We start from the raw sequence: 16,559 nt of genomic DNA, 5'->3' as shown, positions 1-16,559 counted from the left end.
GTTGACCTCGGCGCGGATGACGTTGGTGATCCAGTAGCTCCTGACGAGGTCGACGTTGTCGAACTCGGCGAGGGTCGTGCGGGCGGGCTCCTGGCTCGCCTCGGCGTGCTCGCGGAGCAGGCGGATGCGTTCGGCACGGTCGCCGGACAGGCTCTCGTCGTACTGGTCGAACACGATGTAGACCTGCTGGGTCCCCTCGGCGTCGTCGAAGCGGGCGGCGGCCGCCGCCCGCACCTCCTCGATGGCACCGCCGCCGAACGCAGAGGCCGCCCCGATCCCCGCAGCACCCTGCAGGATCGTGCGCCGCGAGACGTCGATCGATCGCTTCTCCTGACTCTCCGTTTCGTCCGTGTTATCTGAAGGCACGACTCTCGATGCTAATTACAAATAAATAAAACTAACGGCTATTTGGTTTGGTAATGTTTACGGACAACGCCCATACTTGTCTATTAATGGGGTGATGTGTACTAACCACCGCCGAACTGTGCTGTCTGCTGTCGATAGGGGGAATTAGTGCGAATTTAGCGCATGTGGAGACTGCGCTCCCTGTGGATACCTCGGTATCTGCAAAGCGCGTTCGCCGGACTCCGTCTGGCGGGCTGCCAGACCCAGTCTGACAACGTCGTGGAAGCAGGAAGCCCTACCTCAAGGAGCGAACGGTGTCATCCGTGAGCGAGTAGTGTATCACCGGTGAATAAACAATCAGCTGAATTTGGGATACGAGATGAAACCATTTAATTTACAGTTCCGTATCGGGTCCGGAATTGGGAATCCTTTCTCGACCGAAAGTAAACACTCGATACAAGATGACCTAATAGAAGCTTTCCAAATATACACCTAATCAATAGAAATTGTATAGGTAGCGAATGCGGTTTAAAGGGTCTAAGAGGCTAATTTGAGAGCTCACATAGATGGGAATCAATTAGCAACGTCATATATTACTTTTATGATAGAGTAGAATACCGTCCTCCTGAATAGGGAATTTGGCCACTGGCTTTCTCTTTTTCCGACCGACAAACATATTCTATATTTCTATTACTGGATATAGGTAGGAACGGTCCGAAGCGGTTCGATGCTGCTCGAACGCTTTTAGCCGCGTACGTGGTCCCGACCCTTGCTCGTCGTGTCCTGCTCGTGGAGATCAACGAAATTCGGCCCACTATCGATCCGTATTGGATGATGGTCGTACTCTCTCAAGCGTCGACCGATGCATAGAACCGGACGACGGTGCCGGTTTCACTCCTCAGTTGGGGCTTGACAAAGCAGTAACGATCGGTATTACAAGTATATGGTTGTAATCCAAGAGCGTATTGATCTCTCGCCACATTCGAGACAAGTACGTCGTTCGGTTCGATCGTCCGAATTCGAGCGTGCGAGGGTATCCTGACGATGATTTCGTTCTGCCCACCACCCGAACCTATTCTTCTGATTCGCCGAGCAGTTCCGTCAGCCGTTCGGCCCGATCGGCCGCTTCGTTACGCTCGCTTCGAATCACCGCGGTTAACCGTTCGGCCATGGAGTGAAAGTCCGCATCCGGATTTCCCTCTAACTCGACGAAGAAGTCCTCGTTCATCTCCTCACAGGCGGATCTCCACTCCGGTCTGATCCGGTCTGCACCGCGGAGTGCGCCGGCTATGCTCCCAGCAAGGGTCCCAACGGCGTCGCTGTCTCGCCCGTAGTTCACCCCTTCCACGATCACCCGATTGACGTCACCCTCGCAGAACGACAGGAGCGCGAGCGCAACGGGGACGATCTCGACGGTACTCGCGCTGAACACCTCCCCGTTAGCGTACTTTTGTCGATCCCACTGGACTGCCGGCCACCGCCAGTCGAGAAACTGCTCGTAGAACAGGTCGACGAGTTCGTCGACCGTTTCCGCTTGCTCGACGTATCCCATCGCGATATCGATTGCGCGTGCCGTTACTCCTGTCGACTGTTCTATCATGGTTGCAACGACCGATTCGATCGTCGCATCCGGAGTGATCGCTTCGGCGACGCCGGCGGCGATCGTCGCGGTCGCGTGTCGATGGTGGTCGTCCTGGAGCATCGACGCGATGTTGAAGCCGTCCTGATACGCCTGTCCGGGATCTCCCGCGTTGACGATGCCGACGGGAGTGATCGCGGACGTGATCTTGTTGTCGGGAACCGATCCCCGTCCTGCCATCCACGGGTCGATGCCCGCACTCAACTTCTTGAGGACGATCTCCTCGTTGATCCACACTCGGTCGGGATTGAGCCGGTCACGGAGCACGTCGGCGAACTCGGTCGGCGTCACGCGGCCGTCGTTTTCGACGATCGCGAGACAGAGGTATTGACGCATCGCGGTGTCGCTGGTGATCGTCCCCGGATCCGTCTTCGAGTACGGCATGTAGTACTGCTTGAACTCCTCTAAGGTCCCGTACTCCGCCTGAATCCGCTGTCGAGTCCATCCCTCGACCGGTGCGCCGAGTGCGTCCCCGATCGCGCCTCCGATGAGGCAGCCGTACACCCTGTCTTCGAGTTCGGTGGTCATGCCTGTAATTCACATTGTATTCGGATAGCCGTTCGGGTCCCGGGCGGTCGGTCCCGCTCGGGGACCACGACCGTCTATGATGTCGAACGGCGGACGCCGATCACTCCCGGTCGCCGGAACCCGGAACCGCGTTGCTCGCGATCTGTGCGGTTTGCTTGACCAACCCCGGCAACTCGTCGGAGAAGCGCTGTGCTTTCGGGTGTTTGTACGGGTCGTTGATCTCGTCGTGACGATCGCTGATTCCGATGGCGCCAAGGGCCTCGCCGGTCGATTCGTCGAGGATCGGTGCGGCGATACTGCTTATCCCGACCGTGTGCTCTTCGGAGCTGTAGGCAACTCCGAGCTTCCGAACCATCGAGAGCCGTTGATCCAGTTCCTCTCTCGTCGTGAGCGTTCGTTCGGTTTCGGCTGGTAATCCCTGTGATTCGACGATCGCGTCGACGGCTTCGGGGGCTGTATACGCCAAGATCGCCTGCCCGTATGCGGTACTGTGGATGGCTGCCTCTCTTCCCGGGTCCGCCGAGAACTCGGTTAGCGTCCGGTCGGTGGCCCGATACAACCACACCAGCTTGTTTCGCTCCTTGACTGCGACACACGCATCCGCATCCGCCTCCCTGGCCAGATTGTCGGCGGCCTCCTCGACGGCACCGCTGAGACCGTGTTGGTGCCTCGCGAGGTCGCCGAGACGGGTCATCCGCAACCCGAGCCGAAGCCCGTCCTCGTCCTGGATCACGTACCGGTTCCGTTCGAGGGTCTTCAGATGATAGTGGACCGTACTCCGGGAGTGTTCGACCGCCGCGGCGATCTCGGTGATGGTCGGCCGGTCCCGATCCGCGATGGTTTCTATGATGTCGAACGCCGTCTGTGTGGATTTGATCGATTTCTCGGTTGTGTCCTGTGTCCCCATACCATGTTATTAGCGAGCATCCGTGTTAGGAGTTTCCGTTCTACGATGGTGACGTCCTCGCCGACTGTCAGGTTCGCACTCGGCTCCCAGTACCAGGCTGGCCCGGGGGATGACGGCTCGATTTCCATGGAGAGGCTCCCGCCAGGGGGCTGGTCGTGGGCGGTCGCCGTCTACTGGTCCGGATGAGTACATCGCGCGTCGCCATTGACGTCCGCTTCCCCGATCTTCGCGCCGAGAATCGAACCGACGAACGGATCGTCCGTGGTCGACTGATCGCCCGCTCGCCAACCGGGACGTCAGTTCAGTCGATACTCCTCGACGACCTCGTCGTCGAGTTCGAGACCCAGTCCGGGCTCGTTCGGCGGTTCGATGGTGCCGCCGTCCTGTACGTAGATGTCCGTCTGGTTGGCGACGTACGGGCTGGCGATATACTCTCCCGGGTCGTCGATCTCGTCGGAGTACACCCCGAACTCGATGAGCGAACAGGCCGGACTCGCAGCGGCGACGTGGAGGCTGGCCGAGTAGTTGATGGCGGGCCCGAACGCGTGGGGAACGAGTTTCTTGTCGTACGGTTCGATCATCGTAGCGACGCGATCGGCGGCCGTGATCCCGCCGACGAAGTCGAGCGCGGGCTGATAGATCTCGAGGGCGTTGGCCTCGAGGAGGTCGACGGCCGGGTAGTGTGCGAGGTTGTTCTGATAGGCCGAGATCGGAACCGAGAGGTCACGGTTCAGCTGGGCCATTCCCTGGACGTTCGTGTGCGAGACCGGTTCCTCGAACCATTCGAGGCCGTGTTCGCTGGCGACCTCGCCGACCCGCATCGCGTCCTGGACCGTGTAGGTCGTGTTCGAATCGATCGCGAGGCCGAGGCCGTCGGGCAAGTTCTCTGCAACGGTGGTTATCTTCTCGGTGTCGTTGTCGATCCCGTGGCCGGCTACGATCTTCATCGTCGGGAACCCCTTGTCGGCGAGCCACCCTGCGTCCTCGATCAGCTGGTCGGCCGGCTTCGAGAGCGGAAACGTCGCGTAGGCTTTGAGTTCGCCGACCCTCCCCCCGAGGAGTTCGTAGACCGGTTTCCCGCTCGCTTTCCCCTTGATGTCCCACAGCGCCTCGTCGATGGCGCTCAGGGCCCGAAACGATCCCTCGCGTTTCACGTGGACGTAGAGTTCGTGCCAGCGCGCCACGACGTCACGCGGGTCTTTTCCCTCGAGTTCGTGTCCCAGGGCTTCCATCCCCTTCGCTGCAGTCAGTGCCTTGTGACCCGACGGGTCGTCGAGGTACGTCTCTCCCAGACCGACGATCCCCTCGTCGGTGTGGACCTTGACGACGACCGGCGTCACTGTCGCGTCGAACGCGCTTTTTCCACCCGGCATCGAGACCGTTCCGATCGCACTCTCAAGGACGACGGGCTCCACTTGTTCTATCTGCATACGATTGCCGTTCCCAAAGCGGATATATAATTATTTTTATTGCGGAGAGGATGGCCGCTTCTTCCCGGTGTGATCTCGCGTTCGATAGTCGATCGCTCACGCGTCACCGTCCGGCTCGGTTCGAATCGTCGAATTTGGTACTGGAGTCATCGCTAAGAGGAGTCGTTGAGCCACTGCCAGTACTCGATGAGGCCTGCTGCGTGGCCTTCCTCGCGCCCCGCTCGAGGAGTTATCGCCTTGTACGCTTCGTGAACGACGCTATTCAGCGGCAGTGCGGTGTCGTGTTCGGTTGCTACCTGGTGGGCGTATCCGATGTCCTTGTGCCAGATGGCCAGTCCGCCGAGCCCCTCGATGTCCTGGCTGAAATCTTCGGTGAAGTACTTCTCCCAGACACCCATCTCGAGAAAGTCGTTGAGCGGACTCGGATCGACACCGTTGTCCCGACAGAACTCGACGATTTCCGCGTCGATCGCGTGATGACCGGCGTAGCGCATCTGGAGCGCGAGCTTGAAGATCGTCGCATCACCCGTGTCGCCGATCCGCGCGTGATCGGCACAGATGACGTCGAGGACGTCTTCGGCCGATTCGTAATTCGCTTCGCTCCCGCCAACCATCATGTGGTATCCCTCACGAGGGGACCCCCCGGTGATCGGTGCCTCGATGAAGCGGGCTCCGCGTTCCTCGCACATCTCCTCGCACGCGATCGACGTCTCCGGAAGCGTCGTCGTGACGTCGATGACGAGGTGGCGCTCCTCGAGGGAGTCGAGCAAACCGTCCGGCCCCGTCATCGTCGCCTCGACCTCCGGCGTCCCCGGAACGGCCATGATGACGGTGTCCGTCGCCCGGCCGATCTCGGCAGGACTGGCTGCTTCGGTTGCCCCCTTTTCTGTTGCAGCCGCCACCTGCTCTTCGTCGATATCGAAGACGGTCACGTCCCGGTCCGCCTCGAGCAGTTCGTCCAGAAAGAGCTTGCCGATGTAGCCGGCGCCGATGAGTCCAACGTCTTGCATGGGTCAGTCGAATACTCTACAACCGACCGGGATAAATGTTTGTGGCGCATTCCACCGCTTCGATCCATATCTACTGATCCGCGATTGACAGCGGGCACGTCGTCATACCGGGTCGGGAGTTGCTTCCTTCTCTCCGCGCCGAGTGAGAGAGTGTGACGACGTTCTATCCCTCATATATCATTATCGAACACCCAAAAAGCTTAATAGTGAGCGATAGGTTGTCGAGAGTATGGGTCGTAATAGCGAGCCCCACGATCAGGAGTCGGATCGACGAGTATCACGACGGCGGTTTGCGCGGGCGGTCGGCGTTTCCTCGATCGGCGCAGGAATCGCGGGCTGTCTCGGCGGAGACGGTGGGAACGGGAACGGCAATGGTAACGGCAATGGAAATGGCAACGGTAACGGAAACGACAGCGGAAACGGCAACGGCAACGGCAACGGAAACGGAAACGGAAACGAGAGCGGGAACGGCAACGGGAACGCTACTGAAGACGGCGAGTGGGCGGATCTCTCGGGAACGGAGATCCACGTGCTTACCGAGGAGGCGAGCACTCAGTGGCAGGAGTTCTGGAACGAACTCAACACCGCTTTCGAGCAAGAAACCGGTGCGTCGGTCAACATGGAGTACGTCGGAATCGGCACCGGCTATCGCGAGCGGCTGACCCAGCTCCTCCAGGCGGGTGACCCGCCCGAAGTGACACATATTGGCGTCCAGGACATCGTCACGTTCGCCACGAACGGGCAGGCCGGCGACGTGACCCCTGCAGTCGAGTATTTCGAGAACGAATACGATACCGAGATCACGACCGAGCGGGGCGCCGTCGAACTGGACGGGACTCATCACATGGTTCCGCTGTTCATCAATGCGGACATGTACCACTACCGCGACGACGTGGCGACGGACGTCGGCGACGACTATCCCCAGACCTGGGACGACGTGCTCGGGATGATGGAGGAGTACGACGAAGGACAGGGAGGGATGCGCGCCGGATACCTCCCTCTCGGCCAGAACGACTGCGCCAAGTACTACATCATCAGTGCGGCGTACATGGCCGGCGGAACGGTCTGTGGACGCGACGACAACGGCGACGTCCAGATCACGATGCACGAAGGCGAGAACCGCGAGTCATGGGTTCAGGCACTGGAGTTCTGGAAGGAACGGTCCCAGTACCAATCCCTCGACACACAGGGTGACTGTAGTTCCTACTCGTCGGCGATCCCGTCGGAAACGACGTTTGCCGGCCACTACTTCGGCAATCGACCGAAGATCCAGTCCGTTGAACAGGAATTACCGTTCGCCGACAGCGTCCGGGAGCGCCAGTGTGCCCGCCCCGAGGGTCAGGAGGACAACCCCGTCTTGGGCCTCCTGCAGGGTGTCAGCACGTTCGAGGGTGCGAACGTCGAGGGAGCCAACGAGTGGATCAAGTTCATGGTCCAACCGGACTTCATGTTCGACTTCCTCATGCTCTCGCCGGTCCACAACGCGCCCGTCGTTCCAGAGGTCGTCGAACACGAGCAGTATCAGGAGGGCCTCAGCGAACTGCCGGACGCCTGGACCGAAGCGGACATCCAGGCTCATCTGACGGAGGAAAACAGGCGGGCGTTTCCCCACGAAACCGACCCGCCGAACCCCTACACAGGCCAGCTGTTCGCGGACGACGCGCTGTGGCAGCTCGTCTGGGACGTGATCCAGGAGGACATGGACGCCGGGGAGGCCCTCGATAGCGCTGCGTCGACCCTCCAGGACACCCTCGACGGAGCCCGATAACGCTCCGCCGATGAGTTTGCTCTCCGTTATCGATAACGCGCCGCCGTTACGACGCCTCCAGGACTCGGTCTACGAGCGACTGTCGAACCGCTCGTTGATGATCGGCCTCACCGTGATCCCCGTCTTGCTCTTGCTCACGTTCGTCCTCATCCTCCCCATCATCTGGGCGATCCGAGCGAGTTTCTTCGAGATTCCGCTGTTCCAGGCCGACTGGAACTGGGTCGGGGCCGAGAACTACGTCGCGACGCTCACGGATGCCGCCTTCCGGAGTTCGCTCTGGCGATCGATCGTCTTCGCCGTCGGCTCGGTCGTCGTCCAATTAGTGGCCGGAATCGGTATCGCTCTCGTCATCGCCCGCGAGTTCCCCTTCAACAAGGGCGTTCGGGCGGTCGTCTTGCTCCCGTATCTGATTCCCACGGCGTTGCTGGGCTATCTCGGACTGTGGATGTTCGATACGAACTGGGGGGTGCTGAACTCGATCCTCATCAGGTCGGGGCTCTCGGAGACCGGCGTCCAGTGGTTTGGCAATCCCGATACGGCGATGCTCGCGTTGATCCTTGCGACCGCCTGGAAGTACGCGATCTTCGTCACGATCCTCGTTCTGGCCCGCCTCCAGTCCATTCCGGAGGGCTACTACGATGCCGCACGGGTCGCGGGGGCCTCCCGCTGGCAGCAGTTCCGGGACATCACGCTCCCGAACCTGAAGGGCGTCATCTTCATTGTCGTCCTCCTCCGGGGCGTCTGGATGTTCAACAAGTACGACATCATTGACGTCATGACCGGCGGCGGGCCGGGAGACGCGACCGAAACGGCACCGATCTACGCCTACGACGTCGCGTTCGGCAACTACAATCTCGGCCAATCCGCCGCCGTCTCGGTCGTCCTGTTCGCGATTTTGATCGTCGCGGCGGTCATCTACTTCCGGGTCTTAGAGCCCGAATCGGAGGTGCGTACGGAATGAGCAACCGGGAATCCGACCTCGAGCCGCTGTCGGATCGGTTCAAAAGCGACACGCCGATCTGGAACCGGTTCTCCTACTCCCAGCAACGAACGGTGAAGACGCTGGGACTGTACGCCCTGCTGGGGCTGATCCTGCTGACGATTCTGTTCCCTCTCTACTGGATGTTCATCACCAGCGTTCGTCCCCGGGCCGACGTCCTGACTAGACAGCCCACGGTGCTTCCCGGGGAAGTGACGCTCGCGAACTACGAGCGGCTGTTTTTCTTCTCGGACTTCCTGATGTATCTCCAGAACACCGTCATCGTCATGATCGGCGTCGTGTTCATCACGACGACGCTCGCGACGCTCGGCGGGTACGGGTTGACCCGGTTCGACATCCCGTATCAGGACACGTTCGCCAAGGGGATCCTCTTCGGGTACATGTTCCCGGCTATCCTGCTGGCCATCCCGATGTACATCCTCTGGAGCCAGCTCGGGATCATCAACAGTTACATCGGCCTGATGCTCGCGGAGACGGCACTGGCGCTCCCGTTCTCGCTGTGGATCATGTGGAAGTTCTTCCAGACCGTTCCACCCTCCCTTGAGGAATCGGCCAGGGTTGCCGGGGCGTCCCGGTTCCGGACGATGATCGACGTCGCGTTACCCATCGCCAAACCCGGCATCGTCGCGGTCGGCATCTACTCGTTTGCCGTCTCGTGGAACGAGTACACGCTGCCGAAGATCCTGATGCCCGGCGCCGACAACTACGTCATCACGACGGGGATCCAGGCGTTTACCGAGCAGAACACCGTTATGTGGAACCAGATCATGGCCGCGACGTTTCTCGCGTCGCTGCCGGCGTTCCTGTTCGTGTACGCGTTCCAGAAGTACCTGCTCAGCGGGTTCGACCCCAGTGATATCGGGTGATCGACGTTCACCGAGGGACGAGCATCGTGCGATCGAACGGCGGGGCGGTAGCACCCATCAGAATGTTTAACACCCACGAACCCACGATAATCAACCAATGAGCACGATTAGCATACGAAATCTCCGCAAGGAGTTCGAGATCTCGAGCGGCGTTGAGGTCGCCGTCGACGACATCAGTATGGACATCGAAGACGGCGAGTTCATCACGCTCGTCGGCCCCTCGGGCTGTGGAAAGACGACGACGCTCCGATGTATCGCCGGCCTCGAACAGCCCACGAGCGGGCAGATCGTCTTCGACGACCAGGACGTGACCGAGGTTCCGGCCGAAAAGCGCGGGTTGGCGATGATGTTCCAGAACATCGCGCTCTATCCCCACATGAGCATCCGGGACAACATCGCCTACCCGCTGAAGGTCAAAGGGGTCTCGAAAGACGAGCGGAACTCGAAAGCGGAGGAGGCCGCCGGAGTGATGCAGATCCCCGATATGCTCGATAAGAAACCCGGCGACCTCAGTGGCGGTCAGCGCCAACGCGCCGCACTCGCCCGGACCATCGTCCAGGACCCGCTCGCGTTCCTGATGGACGAACCGCTGAGCGATCTCGACGCGAAGCTCAAAGTCGAGATCCGCCGAGAGATCCTCGAGGTCCACAAGCGGATCGGCCAGCCGACGATCTACGTCACGCACGACCAGGAGGAAGCGCTGACGATGAGCGATCGGATCGCCATCATGAACGACGGGCGGATCGAGCAGTTCGGCACCAGAGAGGAGGTCTACTACTATCCCAACAATCTCTTCGTCGCTCACTTCATCGGGAACCCGAGCATCAACACGTTGCGAGGGGAGCTTACCGCGTTCTCGGAGGACTCCGCTCGCGTGCAGACGCACGGTCAGACCCTGGAGTTACCGGTCGATCAGCAGTTCACGGATCGATCATCCGGCGACGTGCTCGTCGGCTTCCGTCCCCAGAGCGTCAGCCTCGGCGACCGGGTGACCAACCCGCTGTTTACCATGGAGCTGTTGCTCCTCGAGCCAATCGACGATCGTGCCCTCGCTCGCTTGGAGGGTCCTGAGGGTGAGCTTCGGGCACTCATTCCCTCGACACAGGCGATCACCGAAAACGAGGAGACGTCCGTCGGGATCGATCTCGACAGCGTGTTTCTCTTCGATGCGGACACTGAGGAGCTCATCGCCACCACGGGGGATGCACCCGAGAAGGACATGTCCCACTCCCTCAACGTCGAGTAGGCCGTACCGGCCTCGGGAGGTGGCGCGTTTGGTGGCCCCGTCGCCGTCTCGGGTCGGGATTACGGCTTCCACGCCCGAGAGGAGTCGTTCAGCCGGATGCACCCGTTCTGGGTGACTGCAACGAGGTCCTCGATGCGAACCCCCCATTCGCCTTCGAAGTAGACGCCCGGTTCGACGCTGAACACCATACCCTCCTCGAGCGTCGTCGTCGCCTCGGGTCCGATTACGAGGTCCTCGTGGGCGGCCAGGCCGACGCCGTGGCCCGTGCCATGGGTGAACCGCTCCGCGTAACCGTACTCCTCGAGGGTGTCGCGTGCCGCACGATCCACGTCGCCGGCGCTTACGCCGGGTTCGACGGCGGCGATGCCGGCCTCGAGTGCGGCATGCACCGCCTCGTGAACGGACTCGAACTCCGCCGGGTTCGTTGGTGGCTCGCCGTCGAACACGACGGTTCGCGTCTGGTCGCTGGCGTACCCCTCGCGGAAACAGCCGAAGTCGATGACGACCGGGTCGCCGGTTCGGATCTCCCGGTCGGAGTGGCGCAGTGCCGGATCCGCACCGTTCGGGCCGGCGCCCACGACGACGTCGAAGGAGACGGCCGTCGCTCCGTACGAGTGGAGTTTCGTCCGGATCTTCGTGGCAAGTTCGGCTTCGGTCAGTCCGATCGCGCTCGCGCCGAGCAACCGGATCTCCTCGCTGACGGCATCGGCGATGTCGGCCGATCGCTGGAGGGCTGCGAGCTCGTCGTCGTCCTTGCGGCGACGCATCGCCTCACAGACGGGCGCTGCCGATCCGATCGTCCCGCTCTCGAGGGCGTCGTATAGATGTGCTGTCAGCGCATGGGGGGTGCGGTCGTCGACGAGGAGTCCCTCGGGCGCGGACGGAAGCAACGAGACGATCGCGTCGCCAACGGTCGCCGGATCGTTTCCATCGACCCGATAGAACGCGTCCGCCGTGACGTTGCGCCGTGCCTGTGTCAGATACTGGGCCGGCGTGACGAGCGTCACGTCGCCGTCCGCGGGCAGATAGAGTGCATGAAACCGATCGACCGGCTCCCCGCGAAAACCCGTAAAGTATTGCAGGTTCGGACCGGGATAAACGATCGCCGCGTCGGCACCTCTGTCCTCGAGTCGCTGCTGTGCTCGTCGTTGTCGCTCCTCGTATCGTCCCTTCATATCACCGTCTCTGCTTCAGGCGTACTAAATGTACCTCCACTTTGTGATGCGCTCGTAAGATATGATGGAACCGAAGCCACGAGTCGACCAAGCCATTCATGAGTAGGCTTATCACAAATTGGAACTGGCGATTCATGATATAGTATGTTAGAAACTGATATGCGATATTGGTACTCTAGCAACTACTAGTTAATATTAACTCCTCCGTGGCTTAGTGCTCATTCAACCATGATAGCCCTACTAATAAGATATAAAGGTATATACTATCACTGATTATTTGGAAGACTCCGACACCATATTTCCCCCAGCTGTCACGACTAAACTCCTCTAACAACGTTGTACTGGATCAAAATCTGATCTCCGGGCCGGCCGTCGCGGAAGCTAGAACGATCTCGAAGGTTCGATTTATAGATGCATTTTATAACCTGTCGAACAGAATAAATATCCCATACATGTCCATCTGATGGCTACTAACACTCACCAAAAACTCTGGTGTAGATGTCGGCGGAGGGGTTCCCCGAGGAGGTTACGTGGCGAGGCCGGGTCACGTATAGCGATGAATCGGAGGTTCGGCGTCCGTGTCCGCGAAATCCGTTACCCCGGATGCACATAGGGGGTGTGGGGCGGGGCAACGGACGCGTTCTGCGATAGTCGGCCTCCGTGAGACGGGACCGACACCCTCTCTTGGTTACGAGAGGCAATTAGTAATGGCATCGAACGCGAAGTAAGAAGGGATTATCTCTCGGTACTCGAGAGCGTACGCAGGGGGTCCATCGGAGAGCCCGGCGCCGAATCTACCTTTCTCGTCGCTACGGACGTGGTCGCAACACGGGTGAGCAACGAGAGCCCGCCCGTAGGTGGTGTACCTCTGACGGGCAGCACGACCCCGAACTGATGTGCCTTCAGATTGGGTCGTGCGGCCGGGAGAACTCACTGTAGCTCAATAGATGTATGGGTTGCAGGACGTGCGAGCCCGACTCCGGTTTCGTCCCGTGGCGTTCCCTACCGACAGCCATACCATGCCGAGTCACGGGCCCGAGAGCGTACCCCCCGTAGAATCGGGACCGGTACGCCGGTTTGGGAGGCAGCCACTGGATAGCGGTTGAAAGGCGTTCGTCAGTGAACGACGTCGTTCCGACTCGGCTCGTCGATCCGCTCGCTCGCGAGGACCTTGTTCGCCCGGCGAAGTCGTTCGGACAACGCCTGGTGAGAGATCTCGAGTTCGGTCGCGAGATCCTCGAGGGAGAGTCGACGCGGGACGTCGTAGTAGCCCAACTCGTAGGCCGCGCGGATCGCTTCCTCTTGGGCCTCGGTCAGCGTCGTCGTCGTGAGATCGACCTTGCGGTCGGCCTCCATCATCTGCGTGATATCGACGTGCAGCCCCTGGTCCTCGAGCGTGGGGACGGTTTCGGACAGGAGGGATCGGTCGGGAAACAGGAGTCGGAACGTCCAGGTGCTCGCCGAACACGCCGCGTCGAGGATCGTCCCGTCGTTGGCGAAGATCGTCGAGAACAGCGTTTCGCTGTCGGCCCCGTACTCGAGGTGGTAGAGCCACTCCGAGTCCTCGTCGCCCTGAAGCAGATACCTGAACCCCTCGACGGACGTGTCGTCGGTCAGTGCGGCCTCGATCTCCCGTTTGGAGCCACCGGTGAGCCAGACGAGCGGCAGAATCCGGGTGGAGCCGTCGGCAACGATGCGTTTGACTCGGATCTGAAGCTCGGGGAGTCGCGAGAACGTCTCCGAGAGCATCACGTCCTCGATAGGAACGTTGAACTTGGTCACCATTGTCATGCTATCTCTCCTCCCGTTCCGACGGATGAGACGCATGCACGCAGGGAAGTACGTCGCCGTTCGGTCACAGGGATCCTGGGACCGGAGGGGGGCGACCGGATCATCGTTGCACAGCCACTCGGATCACGGGTACTCATTGATACGATCGTCCTCTGGGTGGTGTGGCCCTGACTGTCTCCGAAGTTTATAGGGCGGGATCGTTCACGGCGATGACCGCCGTTCTGAGAGGAGAGGCCCAGAGAGCCGACGAGCGCCCCATCCACGGTGGGGAGAGGGAAATTCATCCCGGTTCAAACGCACTTTCAGCGAATTAGGACACACACTTCGGTCTAGATTCGGCCCGATTCGGTGAACGATGAACGGTGACTTTATTCGCTTCGTTGGTATGCCAACTCGCCGGTCGCATGGCTGGATCGCCAGCCACACTGGCACCCACCCCGGGACCGTTCCCCCTTCCCCCACTTCCGTCACCTCGTGTGACACGGGGCGTCGGTCCCATAGCCCTGTTCGGACGGCCCCCCATCCGTCCGAACCGTCGGATGACGTCTACCGGACCTACGTCTCCGTCGCGTCCGGAACGAACACGATCGATGATCGGTGAGAGACGGACCGTCGGACCGCAGGCGGAGTCGGGACGGCAGTATGATCCGGTTTCCCCTCGGTTACTCGAGCATCCCGACGGTCACGATATCGTGCCCGTACGGAACGCCGTGAAATCCTCACGAATCCGCGTTAACGACCGCGGAGCGTCGGTGTTCTTAGGGCGGGGCATGTTCGAGCCACGGACGAGAGCACCATGACTGATGAACCCATCCGCTCGTTGGAACCCCGGACGATCGGGGGGACGGAGGTCCTCGTAAGCACGGAAGCCGACGAGATCTTCCTCGATATTCCGGCTACGGGCCAGGACTACATTCGGGTCGTTGAAGGAGAGATCGTTCGCGAAGGCGATATCCGAACGCGTGACGGTCGCGATCTGGACTCGCCGACGCTCCGGGCGTGGCGAGTCGATGAGATCACGGCCGAGCACGTCCGCGGATCGAACGTCGACACGGACGATCCGAACGAGTGGGACCGCGAATCGCTCGAGCAGGAACTCGCCGACGGCACGCTCAGTACGGATCTCACCGATTTCGAGCGTGCCGACGTCCCTCAACGAGCGGAGATCGACTCAGGGAACGCCCCGTCGGAGGTGTCCGTGACGATATACGGCAACAACGGCCAGCGGTTCCAGCAAACGTTTGCTCCGGCCGACGACGGCGAGACGTCGGACCGACGACTCGAGCTCGCTCGCTCCGATCCGAAAGTCGAGACGTTCGACGACGACCTCCGGGAGAAGTTCACGCGCGCAGTCGAAATCGCGTTACGGAGCGAGGGATACGCCGTATAATCGGTCCGTAGTGAACGGTACTTCACCCGCGATCCCGGTCCTCGACGTACTCGGCCACCCGGTCCCCGTCCCGCAACGGAGTCGTGTCCGTCCGTTCGTCCTCCGCCGAGAGATAACTGATCTCGCGCTGGGGGAACGGGATGGTGATATCGGCGTCGTCGAACCGCTCGTAGACCCGCCGATTGATGTGATCGGCCGCGCGTGGCTCACTGAACGGGTGTCCGACGTACGCCCAGAGCTCGAAGAGGAGCGCGGAATCACCGAACTCCTGGAACATCACCTGGGGTGACGGACTCTCCAAGATCAGTGGAACGTCCTCACAGAGTTCGAGCAGGATCGCTTCGACCTCCTCGTGATCGGTTCCGTAGGCGACAGTGATCGGAACTCTGATTCGTTTCCGGCGCTGCGGAGCGGATTCGTTGATTACGGATGCCGAATTGAGCACCGAGTTAGGAACCGTAATAACGATGTTGTCCCGTGTGAGGATCGTCGTACTCCTGATTCCGATATCGGTGACCGCGCCGCGTTGTCCGTCCTCGAGCACGATGACGTCTCCCGTATTGTACGTATCATCGAAATAGAGTGAGATGCCACCGATCAGGTTCCCGATAGCATCCTGGGCGGCCAACCCCAGGACGATACTGAGCACCCCGGCGGAGGCCAGAATCGGCGTGATGTCGACCTCCCAGATGACGAGCAGCATGCTGACGGTGACGAGGACGAGCAGGATCGTCCAGGAGTTCTTGAAGATCGGCGAGAACTCGTACTCGTTGTCGGCCGCGTTCACGACGTCGATCCACTCGCCGCCGAGCCGGACGAGTGCCCGCATCCAGAGGACGACGACCAGCGACGAGAGGACTCGGACGAGAGTAGGGGTCGACGAAATGCTCTCGAGGACGCTTAAACTGAGCAGGATCCCGCCGACGACGATCGACACGTGCAGCGGGATCCGTATCTCGTCGATGAAGACGTGGCTGATCGACGTCTCCGACCATCGCGGGGAGCGACCGAGGAGGTAGGCCCCACCCCACTCGAGGGCTCGAGAGAGGAGCACCGATCCGAGCAGGATTCCCGCAACGAGTACCCACGGCTGGTCACTCAGCGGGATGCTGACTTCAGTGAGGGGTCCGATGTCGACCATGAGAGCGGGGTACAGGGATACCGATGGGTGGCGTGGCGAGACGGAGTAGTAGTGACCACCGGGAGGAGCGATATGAATCTTGATATCCCCGCTCGAGACGACCGAGAGCGTGCCTGTGGGGATCGCGATCGGTGATTCCGCCACTGTTCGACCGAGAGCGGGCGGGAGCATACGGCCACTGTTTACCTAATACTGACGGCTAAAAGTTCATAGAGTTCGAGTCAGTAATGGCCGTATGGCCAATCTGGAGAACGTCTCTACCGAAGACCTCCGCCAGATCTTGGCGGAGGTCGATGACGGTGCAGCAGTACAGCGGCTGATGG

General features: G+C 60.6%; 13 protein-coding genes. 5 read left to right on the top strand and 8 right to left on the bottom strand.

All coding sequences use genetic code 11. The features are described from left to right. From DVH23_RS22175 to DVH23_RS22150, 5 genes are all read right to left on the bottom strand, one after another. The coding region (locus tag DVH23_RS22175; protein ID WP_198668060.1) for a twin-arginine translocation signal domain-containing protein at positions 1-366 on the bottom strand (366 nt) is incomplete at its 3' end. A gap of 1,051 nt (positions 367-1,417) precedes the next feature. Further along, positions 1,418-2,512: an ADP-ribosylglycohydrolase family protein gene (locus DVH23_RS22170; RefSeq protein WP_114579534.1), complete on the bottom strand. Its 1,095-nt coding sequence runs from the start codon at positions 2,510-2,512 to the stop codon at positions 1,418-1,420. Positions 2,513-2,612: 100 nt separating this feature from the next. Beyond that, positions 2,613-3,419, bottom strand: coding sequence for an IclR family transcriptional regulator (locus DVH23_RS22165; RefSeq protein ID WP_114579533.1), 807 nt, complete (start codon positions 3,417-3,419; stop codon positions 2,613-2,615). Between the two features lie 296 nt (positions 3,420-3,715). Continuing rightward, a complete protein-coding gene (locus DVH23_RS22155) occupies positions 3,716-4,849 on the bottom strand; it encodes a mandelate racemase/muconate lactonizing enzyme family protein (protein WP_114579531.1) in 1,134 nt (377 codons plus the stop codon). A gap of 152 nt (positions 4,850-5,001) precedes the next feature. Further along, positions 5,002-5,859, bottom strand: coding sequence for an NAD(P)-dependent oxidoreductase (locus tag DVH23_RS22150; RefSeq protein WP_114579530.1), 858 nt, complete (start codon positions 5,857-5,859; stop codon positions 5,002-5,004). Positions 5,860-6,088: 229 nt separating this feature from the next. On the opposite strand from DVH23_RS22150, the gene DVH23_RS22145 reads away from it, so the two are divergent. The 4 genes from DVH23_RS22145 (at position 6,089) to DVH23_RS22130 (ending at position 10,739) form a co-directional block, all read left to right on the top strand. Continuing rightward, positions 6,089-7,627, top strand: a complete 1,539-nt coding sequence (locus DVH23_RS22145) for an ABC transporter substrate-binding protein (RefSeq protein ID WP_114579529.1) — start codon at positions 6,089-6,091, stop codon at positions 7,625-7,627. 10 nt (positions 7,628-7,637) lie between these two features. Beyond that, on the top strand, positions 7,638-8,588 hold the full coding sequence (locus DVH23_RS22140) for a carbohydrate ABC transporter permease (protein WP_114579528.1): 951 nt from the start codon (positions 7,638-7,640) through the stop codon (positions 8,586-8,588). Then, positions 8,585-9,493 (top strand): carbohydrate ABC transporter permease, encoded by a 909-nt coding sequence (locus tag DVH23_RS22135; RefSeq protein WP_114579527.1) that lies wholly within the window; start codon positions 8,585-8,587, stop codon positions 9,491-9,493. Before DVH23_RS22140 ends, DVH23_RS22135 begins: the two co-directional genes overlap by 4 nt. Positions 9,494-9,590: 97 nt before the next feature. Further along, entirely contained in the window at positions 9,591-10,739 is a 1,149-nt protein-coding gene (locus DVH23_RS22130) for an ABC transporter ATP-binding protein (protein WP_114579526.1), read from the top strand. A gap of 59 nt (positions 10,740-10,798) precedes the next feature. Here the strand turns inward: DVH23_RS22130 and DVH23_RS22125 are convergent, their stop codons facing one another. After that, positions 10,799-11,914: a Xaa-Pro peptidase family protein gene (locus DVH23_RS22125; RefSeq protein WP_114579525.1), complete on the bottom strand. Its 1,116-nt coding sequence runs from the start codon at positions 11,912-11,914 to the stop codon at positions 10,799-10,801. A gap of 1,116 nt (positions 11,915-13,030) precedes the next feature. Next, positions 13,031-13,705, bottom strand: a complete 675-nt coding sequence (locus DVH23_RS22120) for a helix-turn-helix domain-containing protein (RefSeq protein ID WP_114579524.1) — start codon at positions 13,703-13,705, stop codon at positions 13,031-13,033. 796 nt (positions 13,706-14,501) lie between these two features. On the opposite strand from DVH23_RS22120, the gene DVH23_RS22115 reads away from it, so the two are divergent. Next, the gene (locus DVH23_RS22115) at positions 14,502-15,095 is read left to right on the top strand and encodes a hypothetical protein (protein WP_114579523.1); all 594 of its coding nucleotides are present in this window, start codon (positions 14,502-14,504) and stop codon (positions 15,093-15,095) included. A 22-nt stretch (positions 15,096-15,117) separates the two neighbouring features. Here the strand turns inward: DVH23_RS22115 and DVH23_RS22110 are convergent, their stop codons facing one another. Then, positions 15,118-16,236: a mechanosensitive ion channel family protein gene (locus DVH23_RS22110; protein WP_157972573.1), complete on the bottom strand. Its 1,119-nt coding sequence runs from the start codon at positions 16,234-16,236 to the stop codon at positions 15,118-15,120. Positions 16,237-16,559 lie beyond the last annotated feature (323 nt).

The organism is Saliphagus sp. LR7 (genome assembly GCF_003344565.1).
Classification (GTDB): Archaea; Halobacteriota; Halobacteria; order Halobacteriales; family Natrialbaceae; genus Saliphagus; species Saliphagus infecundisoli.
Note: the sequence above shows the minus strand (reverse complement) of the source record. Positions and strands in the feature narration are given on the sequence as shown.